15 protein-coding genes are annotated in these 21,082 nt (G+C 74.1%); 5 read left to right on the top strand and 10 right to left on the bottom strand.

Going from position 1 to position 21,082, the window contains the following annotated elements; genetic code table 11:
* Positions 1-100: 100 nt before the first annotated feature.
* Together F0L17_RS06420 and glnA are read right to left on the bottom strand one after the other, a co-directional pair.
* Positions 101-3,148 carry a bifunctional [glutamine synthetase] adenylyltransferase/[glutamine synthetase]-adenylyl-L-tyrosine phosphorylase gene (locus tag F0L17_RS06420; RefSeq protein WP_162465887.1) on the bottom strand — a complete coding sequence of 1,016 codons (3,048 nt, stop codon included), beginning with the start codon at positions 3,146-3,148 and terminating at the stop codon, positions 101-103.
* 79 nt (positions 3,149-3,227) lie between these two features.
* Positions 3,228-4,589 (bottom strand): type I glutamate--ammonia ligase, encoded by a 1,362-nt coding sequence (glnA, locus tag F0L17_RS06425; RefSeq protein ID WP_155070306.1) that lies wholly within the window; start codon positions 4,587-4,589, stop codon positions 3,228-3,230.
* Between the two features lie 380 nt (positions 4,590-4,969).
* On the opposite strand from glnA, the gene F0L17_RS06430 reads away from it, so the two are divergent.
* Complete coding sequence (locus tag F0L17_RS06430) at positions 4,970-6,724, top strand: NAD+ synthase (RefSeq protein ID WP_162465888.1); 1,755 nt, start codon at positions 4,970-4,972, stop codon at positions 6,722-6,724.
* A 111-nt stretch (positions 6,725-6,835) separates the two neighbouring features.
* Here F0L17_RS06430 and F0L17_RS06435 read toward each other — a convergent pair whose 3' ends face one another.
* The 4 genes from F0L17_RS06435 to F0L17_RS06450 all read right to left on the bottom strand — a co-directional run bounded on the left by F0L17_RS06435 (position 6,836) and on the right by F0L17_RS06450 (position 12,001).
* Complete coding sequence (locus tag F0L17_RS06435; RefSeq protein ID WP_155070307.1) at positions 6,836-8,098, bottom strand: MFS transporter; 1,263 nt, start codon at positions 8,096-8,098, stop codon at positions 6,836-6,838.
* A gap of 227 nt (positions 8,099-8,325) precedes the next feature.
* Positions 8,326-9,372 carry an endonuclease/exonuclease/phosphatase family protein gene (locus F0L17_RS06440; RefSeq protein WP_155070308.1) on the bottom strand — a complete coding sequence of 349 codons (1,047 nt, stop codon included), beginning with the start codon at positions 9,370-9,372 and terminating at the stop codon, positions 8,326-8,328.
* Between the two features lie 317 nt (positions 9,373-9,689).
* Entirely contained in the window at positions 9,690-10,364 is a 675-nt protein-coding gene (locus F0L17_RS06445) for a TetR/AcrR family transcriptional regulator (protein WP_155070309.1), read from the bottom strand.
* Positions 10,361-12,001, bottom strand: a complete 1,641-nt coding sequence (locus F0L17_RS06450) for an MFS transporter (protein ID WP_155070310.1) — start codon at positions 11,999-12,001, stop codon at positions 10,361-10,363. The genes F0L17_RS06445 and F0L17_RS06450 overlap by 4 nt, the downstream gene beginning before the upstream one ends.
* A gap of 268 nt (positions 12,002-12,269) precedes the next feature.
* Between F0L17_RS06450 and panB the strand changes: the two genes are divergently transcribed.
* The 3 genes from panB (at position 12,270) to F0L17_RS06465 (ending at position 15,217) form a co-directional block, all read left to right on the top strand.
* Positions 12,270-13,127 (top strand): 3-methyl-2-oxobutanoate hydroxymethyltransferase, encoded by an 858-nt coding sequence (gene panB / locus F0L17_RS06455; RefSeq protein ID WP_155070311.1) that lies wholly within the window; start codon positions 12,270-12,272, stop codon positions 13,125-13,127.
* 201 nt (positions 13,128-13,328) lie between these two features.
* Positions 13,329-14,348 (top strand): ATP-binding cassette domain-containing protein, encoded by a 1,020-nt coding sequence (locus F0L17_RS06460; RefSeq protein ID WP_155070312.1) that lies wholly within the window; start codon positions 13,329-13,331, stop codon positions 14,346-14,348.
* Entirely contained in the window at positions 14,345-15,217 is an 873-nt protein-coding gene (locus F0L17_RS06465) for an ABC transporter permease (RefSeq protein ID WP_162465889.1), read from the top strand. The genes F0L17_RS06460 and F0L17_RS06465 overlap by 4 nt, the downstream gene beginning before the upstream one ends.
* 49 nt (positions 15,218-15,266) lie before the next feature.
* Here the strand turns inward: F0L17_RS06465 and F0L17_RS06470 are convergent, their stop codons facing one another.
* A complete protein-coding gene (locus F0L17_RS06470; RefSeq protein WP_155070313.1) occupies positions 15,267-18,602 on the bottom strand; it encodes an ATP-binding protein in 3,336 nt (1,111 codons plus the stop codon).
* Between the two features lie 124 nt (positions 18,603-18,726).
* Here F0L17_RS06470 and F0L17_RS06475 point away from each other — a divergent pair, with 124 nt between their 5' ends.
* Positions 18,727-19,524, top strand: a complete 798-nt coding sequence (locus tag F0L17_RS06475) for a site-2 protease family protein (protein WP_155070314.1) — start codon at positions 18,727-18,729, stop codon at positions 19,522-19,524.
* On the opposite strand, the gene F0L17_RS06480 is transcribed toward F0L17_RS06475, so the two are convergent.
* From F0L17_RS06480 to F0L17_RS06490, 3 genes are all read right to left on the bottom strand, one after another.
* Positions 19,511-19,762 (bottom strand): hypothetical protein, encoded by a 252-nt coding sequence (locus tag F0L17_RS06480; RefSeq protein WP_338017977.1) that lies wholly within the window; start codon positions 19,760-19,762, stop codon positions 19,511-19,513. The two genes, F0L17_RS06475 and F0L17_RS06480, sit on opposite strands and share 14 nt — an antisense overlap.
* 189 nt (positions 19,763-19,951) lie before the next feature.
* Entirely contained in the window at positions 19,952-20,668 is a 717-nt protein-coding gene (gene npdG / locus F0L17_RS06485; RefSeq protein ID WP_155070315.1) for an NADPH-dependent F420 reductase, read from the bottom strand.
* Positions 20,669-20,775: 107 nt separating this feature from the next.
* Positions 20,776-21,039 (bottom strand): hypothetical protein, encoded by a 264-nt coding sequence (locus F0L17_RS06490; protein WP_155070316.1) that lies wholly within the window; start codon positions 21,037-21,039, stop codon positions 20,776-20,778.
* Positions 21,040-21,082: the final 43 nt, after the last annotated feature.

The raw sequence follows: 21,082 nt of genomic DNA on the forward strand, positions 1-21,082 counted from the left end.
TCGGCCTCCTCGTGGCGGCGTCCGTTCGTTCTGCCCTCCTCGTAACCGCCTCGGGTCGGACAAAACCCAACAATTCACCTCATCCGGGCAGGGGTTCCGGTCAGTCGACGCCGTAGAACAGCCGGTCCACCACCGTCCGCGCCCGGCGCGTGGTGCGCCGGTAGTCCTCCAGCAACTCCCCCACGTGACCGGGTTCGTACCCCAGGTAGCGGCCCACCGCAGCCAGCTCGCGCGGCTCGGAGGGGAAGGTGTCGCCGGGGCGCCCGCGCACCAGCATCACCGCGTTGCGCACCCGGGTGGCCAGCAGCCACGCCTCGTCCAGGACCGCCGCGTCCTCCTCGGCGATCAACCCGGCGTCCCGGGCCGCGGCCAGGGCCGGGCGGGTGCGGGTGGTCCGCAGCCCCGGCTCGTCCGCCGCGTGGCACAGCTGCGTCAACTGCACCGTCCACTCCACGTCCGACAGGCCGCCCCTGCCCAGCTTGGTGTGGGTGGTCCGGTCGGCGCCGCGCGGCAGCCGCTCGGACTCCATCCGGGCCTTCAACCGGCGGATCTCCCGCACCGCCTCCTCGTCCGGACCGCCCTCGGGGTAGCGCAGCGGATCGATCAGCGCGACGAAGCGGCGCCCCAGCTCCTCGTCACCGGCCACGGGCTCGGCGCGCAGCAGCGCGTGCCGCTCCCACACCTGCGACCAGCGCCGGTAGTACACCTCGTAGGAGGCCAGGGTGCGCACCAGCGGGCCGCTGCGCCCCTCCGGCCGCAGATCGGCGTCGATCGTCAGCGGCGGGTCGGAGCTGGGCAGCTGGAGCAGCCTGCGCATCTCGTTGGCGACGGCGAAGGCGGCCTCGCTCGCCTCGCGCTCCCCCACGCCCTCGCGCGGTTCGTGGACGAAGAGGACATCGGCGTCGGAGCCGTAGTTCAGCTCGCGGCCGCCGAAACGACCCATGCCGATGACGGCGAAGCGGGTGGGCAGGGTGTCGCCCCAGCGGGCGTCCACCGCCGCGCGCAGGGCCCCGGCGATCGTCGCGGCGTTGAGGTCGGACAGCGCCCGGCCGACCCGGTCCACGGCGGCGGCGATCCCGGCACCCTCGTCGGCGCCGACGCCCTCATCGGACTCCCCCTCGGCGACCGCGGCCCGGTAGGCGCCCACGACATCGGCGGCGGCCGTGCGGAACAGCTCCCTGCGCCGCACCCCACGGGCCGCGGTGACGGCCTGTTCGGGCCCGTCGGCGCGGCCGACGGCCGCCAGCACCTCCTGGGTGAGCGCCTCCCGACCGCGCGGCCGCAGCCCCTCCGGGTCCCCGAGCAGCGCGACGGCCTCGGGGGCGCGCAGCAGCAGGTCGGGGGCGAGGCGCCCGGCGGAGAGCACCCGGGCCAGGTTCTCGGCGGCGACCCCCTCGTCCCGCAGCAGCCGCAGGTACCAGGGCGTCTGGCCGAGCGCGTCGGAGACCTTGCGGAAGCCCAACAGCCCGGCGTCGGGGTCGGCGGAGTCGGCGAACCAGCCCAGCAGCACCGGAAGCAGGGTGCGCTGGATGGCGGCCTTGCGGCTGACGCCGGACGTCAGCGCCTCCAGGTGGCGCAGGGCCGCGGCCGGATCGGCGTAGCCCAGGGCCTCCAGCCGCTGTCGGGCGGCCCCGGGGGAGAGCCGGATCTCCCCCGGCGCGAGCTGGGCGACGGCGTCCAGCAGCGGACGGTAGAAGAGCTTCTCGTGCAGCCGCCGCACCACCGCGGCGTGCCGCTTCCAGGCGCGCGTCAGCTCGGCCACCGGGTCCTGCCGGAAGCCCAGGGAGCGTCCCAGCATCCGCAGCTCGGCCTCGTCCTGGGGCATCAGGTGGGTGCGGCGCATCCGGTGGAGCTGGATGCGGTGTTCCAGGGTGCGCAGGAAGCGGTACGCGTCGCCGAGCGCGGCCGCGTCCCGGCGGCCGACGTACCCGCCGGCGGCGAGCGCGTCCAGCGCGGCCAGGGTGGTGGGGCTGCGCAGGGCGGTGTCGCTGCGACCGTGGACGAGCTGGAGGAGCTGGACGGCGAACTCCACGTCCCGCAGGCCGCCGGGACCGAGCTTGAGCTCGCGGTCGAGCTGTGCGACGGGGATGCCGGCCACCACCCGGCGCCGCATCTGCTGGACGTCGGTGACGAAGTTCTCCCGCTCGGCCGCCTGCCACACCAGCGGCCCGACGGCTTCGCGGTACTCGCGGCCCAGCGCCGCGTCGCCGGCCACCGGCCGGGCCTTGAGCAGGGCCTGGAACTCCCAGGTCTTGGCCCAGCGCTGGTAGTACGCCAGATGGCTGCTCAGGGTGCGCACCAGCGGGCCGTTGCGCCCCTCGGGACGCAGATTGGCGTCCACCGGCCAGATGGTGCCCTCGGCGGTGGTGTCGGAGCAGATCCGCATCATGCGGGAGGCGAGCCGACCGGCGGCCCGCAACGCCCTGGCCTCCCCGTCGCCGTCCCCGTCCTCCCCGCCGCCGCCTCCGGCCGGCTCGGCGACGAAGACGACGTCCACGTCCGAGACGTAGTTCAACTCGTGGCCGCCGCACTTGCCCATCCCGATCACGGCCAGCCGGCACAGCGCCGCGTCCTCGGGCGCCTCCCGGGAGGCGATCGCCAGGGCCGCGCGCAGGGTGGCGGTGGCCAGGTCGGCGAGTTCGGCGGCAGTCTCGGCGACGTCGGTGGTGCCGCACACGTCGCGGGCGGCGACGGCCAACAGGGCCCGACGGTAGGCCACGCGCAGCTCGTCGGGGTCCTCCGCGGCGGCCAGGGCCGCCTCGAACTCCTCGACGCCGGGGTGCAGGTCGGTCGTCTCGTACGCCTGCAGGGCCCGCCAGTCCCCGGGGTGTCGCGCCAGGTGGTCGCCGAGGGCCTCGGATGACCCCAGCACGCCCAGCAGCCGGTCGCGCAGCGGCTTGGCGGCCTGCACGGTGCCCAGCAGCAGCCGGCGCTCCTCCTCGTCCGGCTGGGCCTCCGCCAGACGCACGAAGGAACGCAGCGCCAGGTCGGGGTCGGCGGTGCCGCCGAGGGCGTCCAGCAGGGCCGGATCGTCCCGCACCCGGTCCACGGCGGGCGAGTCCATCAGCCGTCCGGCCGTCCCCGGATCGGTGAACCCACGCCGTGCGAACCGTCCGAACCGGCTGTCGCGCCGACCGCCCTGTACCACCGTGCTCCCAACCTCCTCGCCGTGTGCGCCACCCCGCCCCCGCGGGTGGGCGCGCCGGCGCGCCCACCCGCGGTCGGGACTACAGCACCGGCAGGGACTTGCGCAGCTCGAAGGCGGTGACCTCCGAGCGGTACTCCTCCCACTCCTGCTTCTTGTTGCGCAGGAAGAAGTCGAAGACGTGCTCGCCGAGCGTCTCGGCGACCAGTTCGCTGCGCTCCATCAGCCCGATCGCCTCGCCCAGGTTCTGCGGCAGCGGCTCGATGCCCATCGCGCGGCGTTCGGCGTCCGACAGCGCCCACACGTCGTCCTCGGCGCCGGCCGGGAGTTCGTAGCCCTCCTCGATGCCCTTGAGGCCGGCGGCGAGCAGCACCGCGTAGGCCAGGTACGGGTTGGCCCCGGAGTCCAGGGAGCGCACCTCGATGCGGGTGGAGCCGGTCTTGCCCGGCTTGTACATCGGCACCCGGATCAGCGCGGAGCGGTTGTTGTGCCCCCAGCAGATGTACGAGGGGGCCTCGCCGCCGGCGCCCGCGGTGCGCTGGGCGCCGCCCCAGATGCGCTTGTAGGAGTTGACCCACTGGTTGGTGACGGCGGAGATCTCCCCGGCGTGCCTCAGCAGCCCGGCGATGAAGGAGCGGCCGACCTTGGAGAGCTGGTACTCGGCGCCGGACTCGTGGAAGGCGTTGCGGTCGCCCTCGAACAGCGACAGGTGGGTGTGCATGCCGGAACCGGGGTGCTCCGAGAACGGCTTGGGCATGAAGGTGGCCTGCACGCCCTGCTCCAGCGCGACCTGCTTCATCACCAGGCGGAACGTCATGATGTTGTCGGCCGTCGACAGGGCGTCGGCGTACCGCAGGTCGATCTCCTGCTGGCCCGGGGCGCCCTCGTGGTGGGAGAACTCCACCGAGATCCCCATCGACTCCAACATGGTGATCGCCTGCCGGCGGAAGTCCTGGCCGACGTGCTGCGGGGTGTGGTCGAAGTAGCCGGAGGAGTCCGCCGGAGTGGGTCGGGTGCCGTCCACCGGCTTGTCCTTGAGCAGGAAGAACTCGATCTCGGGGTGGGTGTAGAAGGTGAAGCCGAGGTCGGAGGTCTTGTTCAGGGCCCGCTTGAGGACGTAGCGCGGGTCGGCGTAGGAGGGGGAGCCGTCGGGCATCAGGATGTCGCAGAACATCCGGGCGGTGCCCGGGGCCTCGGCGCGCCAGGGCAGGATCTGGAACGTGCCGGGGTCGGGCTTGGCGATCATGTCGGACTCGTAGACGCGCGCGAAGCCCTCGATCGCGGACCCGTCGAAGCCCATGCCCTCGTCGAAGGCCTGTTCCAGTTCCGCGGGCGCGACGGCGACGGACTTCAGGAAGCCGAGCACGTCGGTGAACCACAACCGGACGAACCGGATGTCGCGCTCTTCGAGCGTCCTGAGCACGAATTCCTGCTGCTTGTCCATGGTCACCCATCCTCGCTGGTCAGACGGCCCTTCCCCGCACCGCCCAACGATGAGGGGGCGGCCGGCACACCAGTATCACGGTGAGGGGTTACCGCCACATTACGCCGCCCCGGCGGCCGGGAGATCCACGCGGTGCGGTGGCGGTTCCGCGGCCCCGTCCGAGCCCTCGGCTCCCCTCCGACGCCACCGGAAGCGCCGACCGCCCCGGACAGCGCGAAGGGCTCTCCCGGCGGACGAGCCGCGCGCACGCGGCACCGCCCGTGAGTCGGGTGCCCCGCCACGTACCGGACGAGGCGTTCACCCGAACGGATCCGACACGCGGTTCTCCCCCGGGAGCCCGCCTCCCGAGATCGCGTCAGTACGACGATTAGACTGACCGTGTGCCTCAGCTACGACTCGCCCTGAACCAGATCGACTCCACCGTCGGTGATCTCGCCGGGAACGCGGACGCGGTCGTCCGCTGGACGCGGCACTCGGCCGAACAGGGTGCGCACCTGGTGGCGTTCCCCGAGATGATGCTCACCGGCTACCCCGTCGAGGACCTGGCCCTGCGCCCGTCCTTCGTCCACGCCAGTCGCTCCGCCCTCACCGCGCTGGCCGCCCGGCTGGCCGACGAGGGGCTCGGCGAACTGCCCGTGGTCGTCGGCTACCTCGACCGGGCGGAGGAGGCCCAGCCGCGCTACGGGCAGCCCGCCGGCGCTCCGCGGAACGCGGCGGCCGTGCTGTACCGCGGCGAGGTCGTGCTGACCTACGCCAAGCACCACCTTCCCAACTACGGGGTCTTCGACGAGTTCCGCTACTTCGTCCCCGGCGAGACGCTGCCCGTGATCCGGGTGCGCGGAATCGACGTGGCCCTGGCGATCTGCGAGGACCTGTGGCAGGACGGCGGGCGCGTTCCCGCCGCCCGCGCCGCCGGGGCGGGTCTGCTGTTGTCGATCAACGCCTCCCCCTACGAGCGCGACAAGGACGACACCCGCCTGGACCTGGTGCGCCGCCGCGCCCGCGAGGCGGGCTGCACCACCGCCTACCTGGCGATGGTGGGGGCCCAGGACGACCTGGTCTTCGACGGCGACTCCATCGTCGTCGCCGCCGACGGCGAGGTCCTGGCGCGGGCACCGCAGTTCGAGGAGGGCTGCGTCGTGCTCGACCTCGACCTGCCCGCCGCCCCCGACACGCCCCCCTCCGGTGAGGTCGCCGACGGCCTGCGCATCGACCACCGCGTCCTGACCGCCGATCCCCTCCCGCCGTACGAGCCCAAGGTCACCGGTGCCGAGGCCCCGCGCATGGACGACGACGAGGAGATCTACACCGCCCTCGTCACGGGGCTGCGCGCCTACGTCCTGAAGAACGGTTTCCGCTCGGTGCTCATCGGCCTCTCCGGCGGCATCGACTCCGCTCTCACCGCCGCCATCGCCTGCGACGCCCTCGGTGCCGAGAACGTGTACGGCGTCTCCATGCCCTCGCGCTACTCCTCGGAGCACTCCCGGGGCGACGCGGCGGAGATGGCCCGGCGCACGGGCCTCAACTTCCGCACCGTGCCGATCGGACCGATGTTCGACGCCTACATGGAGTCGCTGCGCCTCACCGGGCTCGCGGAGGAGAACCTCCAGGCCCGGCTGCGCGGCACCCTGCTGATGGGGCTCTCCAACCAGGAGGGACACATCGTCCTCGCCCCGGGCAACAAGTCCGAGCTGGCGTGCGGCTACTCCACCCTCTACGGCGACTCGGTGGGCGCCTACGGGCCGATCAAGGACGTCTACAAGACGACCGTCTACCGCCTCGCCCTCTGGCGCAACAAGGCCGCGGCCGAGCGCGGGGAGACTCCGCCGATCCCGGAGAACTCGATCTCCAAGCCGCCGAGCGCCGAGCTGCGTCCGGGACAGGTGGACTCGGACTCCCTGCCCGACTACGACGTCCTGGACCGCGTCCTGGAGCTGTACGTCGACCGGGACCAGGGTCGTGAGGAGATCATCGCCCGGGGGTTCGACGAGGAGACCGTCACCCGGGTGCTGCGGATGACGGACGCCGCCGAGTACAAGCGGCGGCAGTACCCGCCGGGCACGAAGATCTCGGCCAAGGGCTTCGGCAAGGACCGGCGCCTGCCGATCACCAACCGCTGGCGCGAGACCGGCTGACGTCGTCCCGTCGGAGGCGGAACGGCGGAACGGCGGCGGGTGACCCCCGCCGCCGTTCCGCCGCGGTCCCGGGCCCGGAAGCGGCGGGGCCGCGTGCCGGCGCCGCCGCTCTCAGCGCGCCCCGGCCCCGGCGTCCGCGCGGTCCGTCGTGTTCGCGTCCGCGCGCGCCCCGCGGGCCACCACCCGGGAGCGCCGCGCGCCGCCCCGGTCCAGCACCCCCGCCGTCACCGCGATCGCCAGTCCCACCACGGCCAGACCGGCCCCCACCAGGGCCGGCGAGGTCCACCCCCAGCCGGCCGCGATGGCCGTGCCGCCGGCCCACGCGCCGCCTGCGTTGGCCAGGTTGAAGGCGGAGTGGTTGGAGGCGGCGGCCAGCGTGGGCGCGTTGCGCGCCTTCTCCATCACCAGCATCTGCAGCGGCGTGGTGGTCATGAAGCCGACCGCGCCGATCACCACCACGGTCGCCATCGCCGCCCACGGCACGTGCACCGTGAGGCGGAAGGCCACCAGCACCAGTGCCAGTGCCGCCAACGCCCCGTAGAGCGTGGGGCGCAGCGCCCGGTCGGTCAGGGGACCGGCGGCCAGCGCCCCCAGCGTCATGCCGACGCCGAAGAGGGCCAGCACGACCGTCACCGAGGACTCCGCCATCCCCGTGACCTCGGTGACCATCGACGCGAGGTAGCTGTAGAGGGCGAAGACGCCCGCGAAGCCGAAGACGGCGGTCAGGAGCCCGAGCAGTACCTGGCGGTTCCCCAGGGCCCGCACCTCGCGGCGCAGTTCGGCGCCGACGCCGCCGGCGACGGCGTCGGCGGGGTCCCGTCGCTCCGGCGGCAGGTGGGGCACCAGTGCCGCCAGCGCCGCCATCGCGGCCAGTCCGATCACGGTGACGACCAGGAACGTGGCGCGCCATCCCAGTTGCTGTCCCAGCGCGGTGCCGCCCGGCACGCCGACGATGTTGGCCACGGTCAGCCCGAGGAACATGGTGGCCACGGCCCGGGCCTGCCGCCCTTCCCGGACCAGGCGGGCGGCGACGACCGCGCCGACCCCGAAGAAGGCCCCGTGCGGCAGCCCGGCCAGGACCCGGCCGGCCAGCAGGGTCCCGTAGTCGGGGGCGAGGGCGGAGGCGAGGTTGCCGACGGTGAACAGGCCCATCAGGGCGATCAGCATCCGTCGGCGGGGGACGCGGACGCCGACGGCCGCCAGGAGCGGGGCACCGACGACGACGCCGATGGCATAGGCGGAGACGAGGTGGCCGGCGGTGGGCACGGTGACGCCCAGGTCGTCCGCGACGTTGGGCAGCAGGCCCATCATCACGAATTCCGTCGTACCGATCCCGAAGGCCGCGACTGCGAGTGCGAGCAGGGCCAAGGGCATGAGGGAGGTGCCTTTCCGACGCGGGGGTTGTTGCGTGTCGCAGAAGTGGACGGAGTCGGTGTGCTCCGGCCACAACCCAGTGTGGCAGCTTTTTGTTCCGCAACAAAACAAATAGGTGACGGCCGTGCTACGAGCAGCGAAAGGGTCCGTCCCCCCGATGTGGGGGCGGACCCTCCGCGCCGCCGACGGCGACCGCGAACCGCCCGGCGGCGCGCCCGCCGAGCCGGCTACCAGCTCACCGACGCCGCGAGCGGCAGGTGGTCGCTCCCGGTCCGCGGCAGCGACCACGACGAGACCGGTTCGACCCCCTTCACCATGATCTGGTCGATCCGCGTCATCGGGAACGACGCCGGCCAGCTGAAGCCGAAGCCGTCGCCGGCCGCACCCTGGGTGGAGCGCATCTGGGAGGTGACGGACGCCAGCGCCCGGTCGTTCATCGTCCCGTTGAGGTCGCCGAGCAGCACGCCCCGCTCGATGGACTCCAGCACGATGGCCTCGCCCAGCATGTCGGCGGCCAGATCCCGCTGCCGGGCGGTGAAGCCGGCCTCGAACTTCACCCGTACCGACGGCAGGTGCGCCACGTACGCGAAGATCCTGCCCTTGGGCGTGTCGACGGTCGCGCGCATGGCCCGGGTCCAACCGATCCCGATGTCCACCGGCCTGGCGTCGCTGAGCGGATACCTGCTCCAGAGGCCGACCGTGCCCTGCACGGAGTGGTACGGATAGGCGTCCTCCAGCGCCGCTTCGTACCGGGGGACCGAACGCTTCGGCAGCTCCTGGAGCGCCACCACGTCGGCGCCGGCCCGGGCGAGCTGCCGCGCCGTGCCGGTCGGGTCGGGATTGTCGGCGTTGACGTTGTGGGTGAGGACCGTCAGGTCGCCGCCGCTGCCCCGCTTGTCCGCGATCAGTCCGCCGAACAGGTTCGCCCACACCAGGGCGGGCAGCAGCAGCGCGACGAGCGCGGTGGCCGAACGGCGCAGCAGGGCGGCCCCCAGCAGCACCGGGATCGACAGGCCCAGCCACGGCAGGAAGGTCTCCAGCAGACTGCCCAGGTTGCCGAACCGGTTGGGGATGCGGGAGTGCAGGACCATCAGCAGGGCGACCAGCGCGGCGAGCGCCGCGAGCACCCACCCGCGCCGCCACCGTCCCTCCCCGCCCAGCCGGGTGAACGCGCGCCGGAGCCGGGCGACGGCCGGGCGGGCGGGTCCGGAGCGGCCGGGCGCCTCCTCTCCCGACGTCCGCGACTCCGTGTCCGTCATGTACGCCCGTGCCATCCGCCGTCCTCACTTGCCGTCACAACGGCCGCCACCCCGGTCCGGCTCTCCGGGTGGTGGCCGGTCTTGCGTGTGTTGGGCGTGCCGGTCCGCGGGGGCGGCCCGTACGCCGGTACGTCTGCCTGGACGAACACGGTCGGGCGGCGGGTTCCTGATCTCCGGCGCCCCCTCGCCACTGTAACGAAACGCGCACATTCCGGCACCGCGCCGGGGTGTCGGACGCACGGGCGTCCGCCCCGGGCGGGAGGGGCCGGCCGGTGATCGGCCGGCGGCGGACGGCGCCTCCGCGGCGGGGCGGCCCCGAACGGACGGCCCGCTCAGCGTGGCCGGGCGCCGTCCAGCACCCCGTCCACGATGTCCTCCGCCAGTCCCGGGGGCAGCGCCTTCCACTCGTGCAGCATCGCCCGTGACAGCATCGGCCCGACGAACAGCTCGCCCAGCAACTCGACGTCCAGGTCGGTGCGGATCTCCCCGGCGGCCATGCCGCGTCGCAGCACCGAGTGGAGCAGATCGCGCCGCGCGCGGATGGTGGAGTCGTGGTACTCCCTCCACAGCTCCGGGTGGCTGTGGAAGTGGCCCATCATGGCCCTCAGCAACGCCGAGTTCCGCTTGGCCAGGCCCCGCCGGCGCAGTTGCTCCAGGATCTCGACCAGGTCGTCCCGCACGGACTCGCCGCGTGGGACGATCGGCGGCTCGTCCAGGGTGCGCATGACCTCCAGCAGGAGGGCGTCCTTGCCGGGCCAGCGGCGGTAGACGGTGGCCTTGCCCACCCCCGCCTCGCGGGCGATGCCCTCCATCGAGAGCGCGTCGACGCCGACCCCCCGCTCCAGCAGGCGCAGCACGGCCTCGACGATCGCCCGGTCGGCGGCGACGCTGCGCGGTCTGCCGCGCGCGGCGCGCGCGGCGCCCGTCTCCGGCACGCTCCCCTTCCCACCGCCGTTCCCACCGCCGTTCCCGCCGCCGTCCGTGCCCTCGACCTCGACCCCGGTCATCGTTCCGCCTCCAGTGAGTCCCGTGGGGAGTCCTCCCCGGCCCCCTCGAAGGCGCCGTGCCGCTCCTCGGCGCCGGCCGGCGCGGCCCGCCTCCCGGGCAGGAAGAGTACGACGACGAGCGCGCCGAGCAGGGCGACCGCGGCGGAACCGAGGGCCGTGACGTGCATGGCGTGGACGAACGCCGCGGCGGCCCGCTCGGCCAGGGCCCCGCCCGCCGGGCCCAGCCGGTCGGCCAGCGCCAGGGTCGCCTCGATGGATTCGCCCGCCGTATGCCGCGCACTCTCGGTCAGTCCGGGCACGGCGGCCAGCTCGTCCTCGATCCGGCCCCGGTAGGCGGTGGAGAGCACCGAGCCGAGCACCGCGACGCCCAGCGCCCCGCCGACCTGGCGGAACACGTTGTTGATCGCCGATCCGGAACCGGCCTTCCGGCGTGGCAGCGACTGCATGACGGTGACGGTGACCGGCGGCATGATGTGCGCCATCCCGGTGCCCTGGAGGACGAGGAGGACCTCCAGCACCCAGATCGGGGTGTCGGTGTCGAGCAGCAGGAACGCCGCCATGGCCACGGCGACCGCCAGCATGCCGCCGGTGCAGGTGGCGCGGGCGCCGAACCGCTGGACGACCAGCCGGGCCCGGGGGGCGAAGACCAGTTGCGCGGCGGCGAGCGGGAGCAGCAGCAGACCGGTCTGGAACGGGGTGTAGCCGCGCACGCTCTGGGTGTAGAAGACCATGAAGAACGTCACGCCCATCAGCGCGAAGAAGACCAGCGCGACGGCGACGACGGCGGCCGAGAAGGCGGGCGCGCGGAAGTACCCGATCTCCAGGGCGGGGTGGTCGCTGCGCCTCTCGTGGAGGACGAAGAGCACCAGGACGGCGAGGCCGCCGCCGACGGTGAGCAGCACCTCCGGGTCGGTGAAGTCGGCGAGCTGTCCGCCCTTGATGATGCCGTACACCAGCAGCACCAGTCCGACGACCGACAGCAGCACGCCCAGGGGGTCGGGGCGGCCGGGGGCGGGGTCCTTCGACTCGGGGACCAGCAGCGCCATGGCGACCAGCGCGACGACCACGATGGGAACGTTGACCAGGAAGACCGAGCCCCACCAGAAGTGCTCCAGCAGCACACCACCGGTGATCGGCCCGATGGCGATGGCCAGGCCGACCCCGGCGGCCCAGATGCCGATGGCCCTGGGCTGCTCGTCGCGGTCGAAGACGTTCATCAGGATCGCGAGGGTGGCGGGCATGACGAAGGCGCCGCCGAACCCCATCAGGGCGCGGAAGGCGATCAGCTCGCCGGGGGACCCGGACATGCCCGCCAGCACCGAGGCGACGCCGAACAGGGCCAGGCCGGACATCAGCACCTTCCGGCGCCCGTAGCGGTCGCCCAGCAGGCCCGAGGTGAACAGCAGCCCCGCGAAGACCAGCGTGTAGGAGTTGACCGCCCACTCCAACTCGCCCTGGGTGGCGCCCAGGCCGGTGGGCGCGGGGGTGGCGATGGTCTTCATCGCCACGTTGAGGATCGAGTTGTCCAGCACGACGATCAACAGGCTGAGCATCAGCACGGCCAGGATCGCCCAGCGCCGGCGGTGGACGGCCTCGGGTATCGGCGGGTGGGCGGGGGCGGGGCTCGGTGTGGACATGCGGCCAGTGTAGACCCGATACGATACGGGACCGTCTCGTATCGTTTCACGCTCCCCGGCTCCTCGCGCGGGCCTCCCCCACGGCTCCCACCACGGTTTCCTCCCGCCCCTCCCCGGTCGCTCCGTTCCTCTCCGGCCCCCCCCCTCCCGCCCCGTGCGCGCGGTACCACGACCCCCCTTCCCTCCCCCCACCCGGAGTGCCACCATGGACGTGAATCCGGGGACGCCGTCAGGGCGCCTCGAGACGACGAACACAGGAGCCGGCGCAATGACGCACGCCCAGAAGTCCGCCGACGGCAGCAAGGCGCTGTACGGCGGGACGCAGCAGCGACGCATCACCGTGAGGGACCTGGCCGCCGCCAAGGAGCGCGGCGAGAAGTGGCCCATGCTCACCGCCTACGACGCCACGACCGCGTCCGTCTTCGACGAGGCGGGCATCCCCGTCCTGCTCGTGGGGGACTCCGCGGGCAACTGCCACCTCGGCTACGACAGCACCGTGCCCGTCACCATGGACGAGACGGCCGTGCTCTCCGCCGCTGTCGTGCGCGGCACCAGGCGCGCGATGGTCGTCGCCGACCTGCCCTTCGGCGCCTACCAGGAGGGGCCCGTCCAGGCCCTGCGCAACGCCACCCGCCTGCTGAAGGAGGCGGGCGTGGGCGCGATCAAGCTGGAGGGCGGCGAGCGGTCCCTGCCCCAGACCGAGCTGCTCGTGCGGTCCGGCATCCCCGTGATGGCCCACCTGGGACTGACCCCGCAGTCGGTCAACGCGCTGGGCGGCTACTACGTCCAGGGCCGCGACGAGGAGGCCGCGCAGCAACTGCTGCGCGACGCCAAGGCCGCCCAGGACGCGGGCGCCTTCGCGCTCGTCCTGGAGATGGTCCCGGCCGAGCTGGCCGCCGAGGTCACCCGCTCCCTGCACATCCCGACCGTCGGCATCGGCGCCGGCGCCGGGTGCGACGCGCAGGTGCTGGTGTGGACGGACATGGCGGGCATGACGTCGGGCCGCGTGCCGCGCTTCGTCCGGCAGTACGCGAAGCTGCGCGAGACGCTCGGCGACGCCGCGCGGGAGTTCGCCCGGGACGTGGTGGACGGCGCGTTCCCCGCCGAGGAGCACAGCTTCCGCTGACCGGTCCGCCCCGGTCCGTCCGCAGCCGACCCCGGCCGACCCCGGCCGCCGGTCCGGCACCGACCACCCTCCGACCGGTTTCCCCCGCCGGTCACCCCACGACAGCCCGCCGACAGACCCGCGAGGTGCCGTCGGCGGGCTGTCGGCCGTCCGTCGGTCGGGTGTCGGCGGTCCGTCGGCGGCGGCTGCGAACGTGGCCGCATGACACGACGACAGACGACGGACACGGCCGCCCCGGCGGACGGCCGGCAGCCCGGCGACGGCGCCGCCGTGCGGGTGCGCGGACTGGTCAAGGGCTTCGGCGACACCAGGGCCGTCGACGGGGTGGACCTCGACGTGGCGGAGGGCACCGTCCTGGGTGTGCTCGGCCCCAACGGGGCGGGCAAGACGACGCTGGTGCGGTGCCTGGCCACCCTGTTGACCCCGGACGCCGGAACCGCCTCCGTGGCCGGGTACGACGTGGTGCGCCGGCCCCACGCGCTGCGCCGGGTCATCGGACTGACCGGGCAGTACGCCTCGGTGGACGAGAAGCTCTCCGGCCGCGAGAACCTCTACCTGATCGGGCGGCTGCTGGACCTCTCCCGCGCCGGTGCCCGCCGCCGGGCCGACGAGTTGCTGGAACGATTCTCCCTCACCGAGGCCGCCACCCGGCCCGCCGGGCAGTACTCCGGCGGCATGCGCCGCCGGCTGGACCTGGCCGCCTCCATGATCGGCCGCCCACGGGTGCTGTTCCTGGACGAGCCGACCACCGGTCTGGACCCGCGCACCCGCAACGAGGTGTGGGACGAGGTGGAGCGCATGGTCGGCGACGGCATGACCGTCCTGCTCACCACCCAGTACATGGAGGAGGCCGAGCGGCTCGCCGACGAGCTGACGGTGATCGACCGGGGTCGGGTGGTCGCCGGGGGCCGGGTCGGCGAGCTGAAGGAGAAGGTGGGCGGCCGCACCCTGCGGATCCGCCCCGCCGACCCCGGCGAGCTGCACCACCTGGTCGACGCCGTCGCCCGGGCGGGCCTGGGCACCGCCACGGCGGACCCGGTCGAGGGGCTGGTCCACGTCCCCGTCACCGACGACGGCCGGCTCACCGAGGTGATCTCGGTGCTCGCCACGCGCGGTTTCGCCGTCGCCGACATCGACACCCACCTGCCGAGCCTGGACGAGGTCTTCCTCGCCCTCACCGGCCAGAGGACGTCCGAGCCGCGCGAGGAGGCAGCCGCGTGAGCACCACCGAAACCACCGGGACCACCGGGACCACCGGGACCGGCACCACGGCCGCCACGGGGGCCGTCCCCCCGCGCCCCTTTGGCGGGCACGACGGCCGGATCGGACCGCGCGCCACCCTGCGGCACGTCACCGCCCTGGCCCGCCGCAACGTCCTCCAGATCCGCCAGGACCCGCAGTCGATGTTCGACGTCCTGCTGATGCCGGTCGTCTTCACGCTGCTGTTCGTCTACGTCTTCGGCGGCGCCCTGGCCGGCGACCGACAGGAGTACGTGAACTACGTGGTGCCGGGCCTGATGGCCATGATGGGCCTGAACATCGCGATGGCCGTGGGCACCGGCGTCAACGACGACGTCCGCAAGGGCGTCATGGACCGCTTCCGGACGCTGCCCATCGCCCGCTCCTCGGTGCTGGTCGCCAGGGTCGTGGTGGAGACGGGCCGGCTGGTGGTCGCGACGGTCATCCTGCTGGCCGTGGGACTGCTCCTGGGCCTGGAGCTCCGGTCGGGGCTCCCGGAGCTGCTGGCCGCGGTCGGTCTGTCCCTGGCCTTCGGGATCTCCCTGATGTGGGTCTTCATCCTGCTGGGGCTGGTACTGCCGGGGCCGCAGGCCGTCCAGGGAGCGGCGTTCACGGTGCTGATGCCCCTCCAGTTCGGGTCGTCGATCTTCGCCGACCCCGCCACGATGCCCGACTGGCTGCGGTCCTTCACCGAGGTCAACCCGCTGTCCAACCTGGCGGACGCCGCCCGCCACCTGGTCAACGGCGAGGGCGCGGTGGCCGGCCCGGCGACGGTGACGCTGCTGTGGGCCGTGGCGATCACGGCGGTGACGGCACCGCCGGCGGTGGCGCGGTTCCGCCGCACGGGGTGACGACCCCGCCCGGACCCGGGAGCCGGGGAACCGGGCCGGGCCGGACGGATCAGACGAGGGCGGCGGCCTCCCGCAGGGACAGGCCGCCGCCCTCGGCGTGCGCCCGCTCGTACGCCTCGTCCCCCAGCGCCGCGCGGGCCGCCGCCTCGGCCCGCGCGCGGCTCTCCCGGACGGTGGCCTCGCCGGGTCCGTACGGCCGGTCCGTCCCGTCGTACGCGCCCAGCAGGCGCGCCGCGTCCGCCGCCCGCCCGACGGCGGACAGCGCGTGGGCCGCGTAGGGCAGTTGGGAGACGGCGAGCCGGGGGGCGACGAACCAGGCCAGGCCGTCCTGGGTCCGGCGCAGGGACTCGCGCAGCACCTCGATCGCCTCCTCGTACCGCCCGTCGAGCACGTCCAGCCAACCGCGCAGCCCCCGGACCATGCCGAGGAAGATGTCCGGCGCCCCACCCCGGAACCGGTCCTCCAGTTCCGCCAGGTGCTCCCGGGCCGCGGCGGTCCGGCCCGTGACGCCCAGGTGGAAGACGAGTTGGATGCGCGCGAAGTGCGCGGCGTCACCGGCGGTCCGGTCGGCATCGGCGACGACCTCGCGCAGCATCCGCTCGCCGTCCTCGCCCGGCAGCGCCCCGACACCGCCCGACTCCAGCAGGGCGCTGCCCAACCGGGTGCGCAACACCACCACCTGGGTGTGGGCGCCCAACTCCTCCGCGACCCCGATGGCCCGGCGGTAGTCCTCGACGGCGCCGGCGAGGTCGCCGTGCCGCTCGCGTGCCTCGCCGCGGCCGGACAGCGCCTCGGCGACGCCCCAGGCGTCCCCGAGGCGGGAGAAGATCTCCAGGCTCTCGTCGGTGTCGCGCACGACCCGTGCGACGCTGTCGCTCCACCCGATCAGGATCTTGGCGCGGAGCTGGAGGGCGCAGGCCAGTTCCCACTGCCGGCCGAGCCTCCGGCAGGTCTCCACGGCCGCGTCGAAGACCTCGTCGATCAGTTCCTGTTCGCCCAGCAGCACCAGCGCGTAGAACCAGGACATGCCCGGCGGGCGGCAGACCTGCGGCAGACCGGGCCGGTAGGCGTCGGCGAGGCCCCGCAGGCGGGCCCACGTCCGCGGGGTCTCAAGCTGCTCCATGTCCGGCTCGCCGCTGGTGAGGTGGATCAGCCACACCTGCCTCCTGGCCTCCACCAGTTGTTCGGGCGGCATCGGCGGCGGGGTGTCGGTGCAGCGTGCCACGAGTGGTGGAGCGGGGGCGACGGGCGGCTCGAACGGGTCGGGCCCCAGCTCCGCGACGGCCCCGGACCAGGTGCGGGCGTCGGTGCGGTGGCCGCGCAGGTCCCAGAACCAGCTCAGCGACAGCACCAGGCACAGCGCCTCCTGCTCCTCGCCCGCGGAGACGGCCCGGCGCAGCGCGGCGCGCAGGTTGTCGTGCTCGCGCTCCAACCGGTCCAGGTGGCGGCGCTGTTCGGGGCCGCGCAGCAGCGGGTCGGTGGTGCGGGCCAGCTCCCGGTAGGCGACCAGGTGACGTCGTTCGACCGCCTCCCGCTCCCCCGCCTCCGCCAACCGTTCGGCCGCGTACTCGCCGACGGTCTCCAGCAGGCGGTAGCGCATCCGACCGCCCTCGCCGTCCGCACCGTCCCCGCGCTTCTCCGTCCCCGTTCCCGTCCCCCCCGCCGGGTCCGCCGTGTCCGCCGTGTTCGCCGTGTCCGCCGTCTCCGCGACGACCAGGGAGCGGTCGACCAGTGAGGCGAGCAGCACCGCCACCTCGTCCGCCGGGATGCCGTCGCCGCCGCAGACGGCCTCGGCCTCCTCCAGCTCACAGCCGCCCGCGAAGACCGACAGGCGCCGCAGCACGGCCCGCTCCGGTTCCTCCAACAGCTCCCACGACCAGTCGACCACCGCCCGCAGGGTCTGCTGTCGGGGCAGCACCGTGCGGCTCCCGCCCGTCAGCAGTCGGAAGCGGTCGTCCAGCCGGTCGGCGATCTGCCGGGGCGACAGGGCCCGCAGCCGGGCCGCCGCCAGTTCGACCGCCAGCGGCAGGCCGTCCAGCCGACGGCAGATCTCCTCGCACGCCCGCAGGTCCCGCGCCGTCGAGAAACCGGGCCGCACGGCGGCCCCCCGCTCCTCCAGCAGCCGCAGCGCCACGGGAACCGGCAGCGGCTCCACCGACCGCACCACCTCGCCCGGCACCCCCAGCGGCTCCCGGCTGGTGGCCAGCACCGTCACACCGGGGCAGCGCGTCAGCAGCGTCTCGACGAGCTCCGCCGCCGCGCCGACCACGTGCTCGCAGTTGTCGAGCACCAGCAACAACTCCCGGTGGGCGCACAGCTCGGCCAACCGCGCCGACGCGTCGGCGGCGGACCGGGCCGTGTCGCCGCCCGCCCCGCGGATCACGGTCTCGCGTCCGCCGAGCACGGTCAGCACCGTCTCGGCGACCGTGGCCGCCTCTCCCACCGGGGCCAGTTCGGCCAGCCACGCCCCGTCCGGCCACCGCCGCGCCACACCGTCGGCGGCCTCCTGGGCCAGCCGCGTCTTCCCCGAGCCGCCGGGCCCCACCAGGGTGAGCAACCGGTGCGCGGCCAGGCCCTCCCGTACGGCCGCCAGCTCCGCCTCGCGCCCGACGAAGGAGGTCAGCCGGGCCCGCAGGTTCCCGCGCGCCTCCCGGGGCGCGGGCCGGCGGAGCAGTTCGGCGTGGAGGGCGCGCAGCTCGGCGCCCGGGTCGGCCCCGAGCCGCTCGGCCAGTTCGCGGCGCACCTCCTCGTAGGCCGCCAGGGCCTCGGCCGTCCGTCCCGCGTCCCGCAGAGCCCGCAGCCGCAGCGCCTGCAGCGGTTCGTCCAGCGGATGGCGGGCGCACAGCTCGGCCAGTTCGGCGAGGACCTCCCGGGGGCCCTCCAGCGCGGCGCGCGCCTCGGTCCGGGCCCGGACGGCCGCCAGTCGCAGGCGCTCGATCCGCGCCGTCTCGGCCGCGTCCGGGAGGTCGGTCCGGGGATCGTCCCGCCACAGCGCCAGGGCCTCGTCCAGCGGCCCGACCGCGCCCGCGGCGTCCCCGGCGTCCAGCGCCCGGGTGCCCTCCGCCACCAGCCGCTCGAAGCGGAACACGTCCACGTCGTCCCGGTCGGCCGCGAGCCGATAGCCACCCTCCTGGGAGACGACGGCGTCGCGCCCCAGCGTCCTGCGCAACCGTCCGACCAGGGCCTGGAGGGCGCCCACGGCGTCGGCCGGCGGATCCCCGTCCGCCCAGACCTTTGCCACCAGCGCGCCCGTGGACACCGTCCGCCCTCCCGCCAGCGCCAGCGCGGTCACCAGTGTCCGCAACCGGGTGCCACCCAGCGGCACGGCGGCGCCGTCCTCGTCGAGGACGCGCGTGCCGCCCAGTACCTCGTACCGATAGCGCATCCCGCCATTCTCCCCGCTCGGGGATCACCGCGTGAACGGTTCCCACCGGGCACGGGCCGGGGCGCGGACGTCGGCGGCGACCGGGTTGGCGGCCGGGCGACCGCGCCGAGTACGGTCGGTGCCCATGACAGCGACCCACCCCCGTACGGACCGGCGGATCAGTCCCATATTCCTGGCCCTCGTGGCCGTGCTGGGGGTGTCGGCGTGGGGCGTCTGGTCGGGCTTCGCGACCAACACCGGCTTCGCGGTGTTCCTCTTCGTCGTCTCCGGCTGGATCGTCTCGCTCTGCCTGCACGAGTACGCGCACGCGCGCACCGCCCTGCACGGCGGCGACCTCTCCATCGGCGCCAAGGGGTACCTCACCCTCAACCCGCTGAAGTACACCCACGCCCTGCTGAGCATCGTCCTGCCCGTGCTCTTCGTGATCATGGGGGGCATCGGGCTGCCCGGCGGCGCGGTGTTCATCGAGCGCGACCGCGTCCGGGGACGGCTGAGGCACAGCCTGATCTCGGCCGCGGGCCCCCTGGTCAACGCCTTCCTCGCCCTGGCCCTGACCGCCCCGTTCTGGCTCGGCGCCATGGACGACGCGCCGGTGGCGTTCCGGTGCGCGCTGGCCTTCCTGGCGATGCTCCAGGTGACGGCCGCGCTCCTGAACTTCCTGCCGGTACCCGGTCTGGACGGCTACGGCGTCCTGGAGCCCTGGCTGTCGTACCGGATCCGCCGCCAGGTGGAGCCCTTCGCGCCCTTCGGGCTGCTCGCGGTCTTCGCCTGCCTGTGGATTCCCGAGGTCAACGCCGTCTTCTGGACGGGCATCGACGCGGTGCTGGAGGCGCTGGGCGTCTCCTGGTGGGAGACCGCCTACGGGTTGGAGTACTTCCGCTTCTGGGAGGGCGAGCCGCCCACCGGCCTCATTCCCCGTTGACCTGCGCCGAGGCCCGCTCCAGCCGGTCGCGGCGCACGTAGTACCAGGCCATGTTGGACGACAGCCCGGCCATCAGGATCCAGACGACCCCCACCGGCCAGGCGCCCTTGACGAAGGCCACCAGCGCGGCGACGACGGCGAGGCCGCAGACGACCAGGGCGAAGGCGGACAGCCGCCGGGGCGGGAACGAGGGGGCCATGAGGGCGTGCTCCAGGGGTACGGCGTTGCGACACGACATCCCCATTGTCACCCATCGGCCCGACGGCGACGGGGGCGCCCCGGCGGCCTCCGGCTCCCCTCCCCGCCGGCACCCGGGCGGCGGGGAGGGGCGGGGAAGAGCAGGGGGGAGCGGGGAAGAGCGGGGAAGAGCGGGGCCGGGGAGTGGTCCGCGTCCCGTGCCCCGCACTCCGCGCCCGGGGAACGTCGTTCAGATGTCGGTGAGCCGCACCCCGGCGTGCGCCTTGTACCGCCGGTTGACCGAGATCAGGTTCGCCACCAGCGACTCGACCTGGTGCGCGTTGCGCAGCCGGCCGGCGAAGACGCCGCGCATCCCCGGAACGCGGCTCGCGAGCGCCTGCACGATCTCGCAGTCGGCCCGCACCTCGCCGAGCACCATCACGTCGGTCTCGATCTCCTCGACCTCCGGGTCCTTGAGCAGCACGGCCGACAGGTGGTGGAAGGCGGCGGTCACCCGGGAGTCGGGCAGCAGCGCGGCGGCCTGCTCGGCGGCGCTGCCCTCCGCCGGCTTCAGCGCGTAGGCGCCCTTCTTGTCGAAGCCGAGCGGGTTGACGCAGTCCACGACGAGCTTGCCGGCCAGTTCCTCCCGCAGGCTCTCCAGCGTCGCGGCGTGCCCCTCCCAGGGGACGGCGACGATCACCACGTCGCTGCGGCGCGCGCACTCGGCGTTGTCCGCGCCCTCCACGCCCAGGCCCAACTCCTCGGCGGCGGCCCGCGCCCGGTCGGCGGTGCGCGAGCCCAGGATCACCTTCTGCCCGGCCCTGGCCAGCCGGTACGCCAGGCCGCGCCCCTGGTCACCGGTGCCGCCGAGCACCCCGACCACCAGGCCGGAGACGTCGGGCAGCTCCCAGGGGTCCGTGGCGGGGGCCTTCTTCGGGGTCTCTGCGGAAGCTTCGTTCGAGGTCATGGGTCCGATCCTGCCAGGGTCCCGTCGGTCGGCACCACCAGGGGTTACCGGTGAGTAGCGAGCGCGTTCGGAACGGCGGGGCCGGCCGCCGCCGGGCGCGGCACCCGTCAGCGCTCCCCGTCCCCCCGCTCGTCGCCCGGGTCGCCACCCGGGTCGCCACCCGGGTCGTCGTCGTTCCAGCGGGCGTCGTTCTCCCACCGGACGTTGCGCTCCCGGGCCGTCTCCATCGCCCGCTCGGCCTCGGAGCGGGAGGGGTAGGGCCCCATGCGGTTCCTGGCCGGGCACTGGGGCCCCTCCTCGACCACACGGTGTTCGAGGCAGTAGAACCACTCGCCGGGCCTGCCGGTCGCCTTGCGATTGAACAGTGCCATGTGATCCATGCTGCCCCGAAGGGGCGTCCGTTACCGCGGCTAG

It is taken from the genome of Streptomyces taklimakanensis, assembly GCF_009709575.1.
GTDB lineage: Bacteria > Actinomycetota > Actinomycetes > Streptomycetales > Streptomycetaceae > Streptomyces > Streptomyces taklimakanensis.

What these genes read in the sequence shown, in the direction of transcription:
- glnA (WP_155070306.1), bottom strand. Translation starts at nt 4,589, where the DNA reads ATGGACAAGCAGCAGGAATTCGTGCTCAGGACGCTCGAAGAGCGCGAC.
- F0L17_RS06435 (WP_155070307.1), bottom strand. Translation starts at nt 8,098, where the DNA reads ATGCCCTTGGCCCTGCTCGCACTCGCAGTCGCGGCCTTCGGGATCGGT.
- F0L17_RS06440 (WP_155070308.1), bottom strand. Translation starts at nt 9,372, where the DNA reads ATGGCACGGGCGTACATGACGGACACGGAGTCGCGGACGTCGGGAGAG.
- F0L17_RS06445 (WP_155070309.1), bottom strand. Translation starts at nt 10,364, where the DNA reads ATGACCGGGGTCGAGGTCGAGGGCACGGACGGCGGCGGGAACGGCGGT.
- F0L17_RS06450 (WP_155070310.1), bottom strand. Translation starts at nt 12,001, where the DNA reads ATGTCCACACCGAGCCCCGCCCCCGCCCACCCGCCGATACCCGAGGCC.
- panB (WP_155070311.1), top strand. Translation starts at nt 12,270, where the DNA reads ATGACGCACGCCCAGAAGTCCGCCGACGGCAGCAAGGCGCTGTACGGC.
- F0L17_RS06460 (WP_155070312.1), top strand. Translation starts at nt 13,329, where the DNA reads ATGACACGACGACAGACGACGGACACGGCCGCCCCGGCGGACGGCCGG.
- F0L17_RS06470 (WP_155070313.1), bottom strand. Translation starts at nt 18,602, where the DNA reads ATGCGCTATCGGTACGAGGTACTGGGCGGCACGCGCGTCCTCGACGAG.
- F0L17_RS06475 (WP_155070314.1), top strand. Translation starts at nt 18,727, where the DNA reads ATGACAGCGACCCACCCCCGTACGGACCGGCGGATCAGTCCCATATTC.
- F0L17_RS06480 (WP_338017977.1), bottom strand. Translation starts at nt 19,762, where the DNA reads ATGTCGTGTCGCAACGCCGTACCCCTGGAGCACGCCCTCATGGCCCCC.
- npdG (WP_155070315.1), bottom strand. Translation starts at nt 20,668, where the DNA reads ATGACCTCGAACGAAGCTTCCGCAGAGACCCCGAAGAAGGCCCCCGCC.
- F0L17_RS06490 (WP_155070316.1), bottom strand. Translation starts at nt 21,039, where the DNA reads ATGGCACTGTTCAATCGCAAGGCGACCGGCAGGCCCGGCGAGTGGTTC.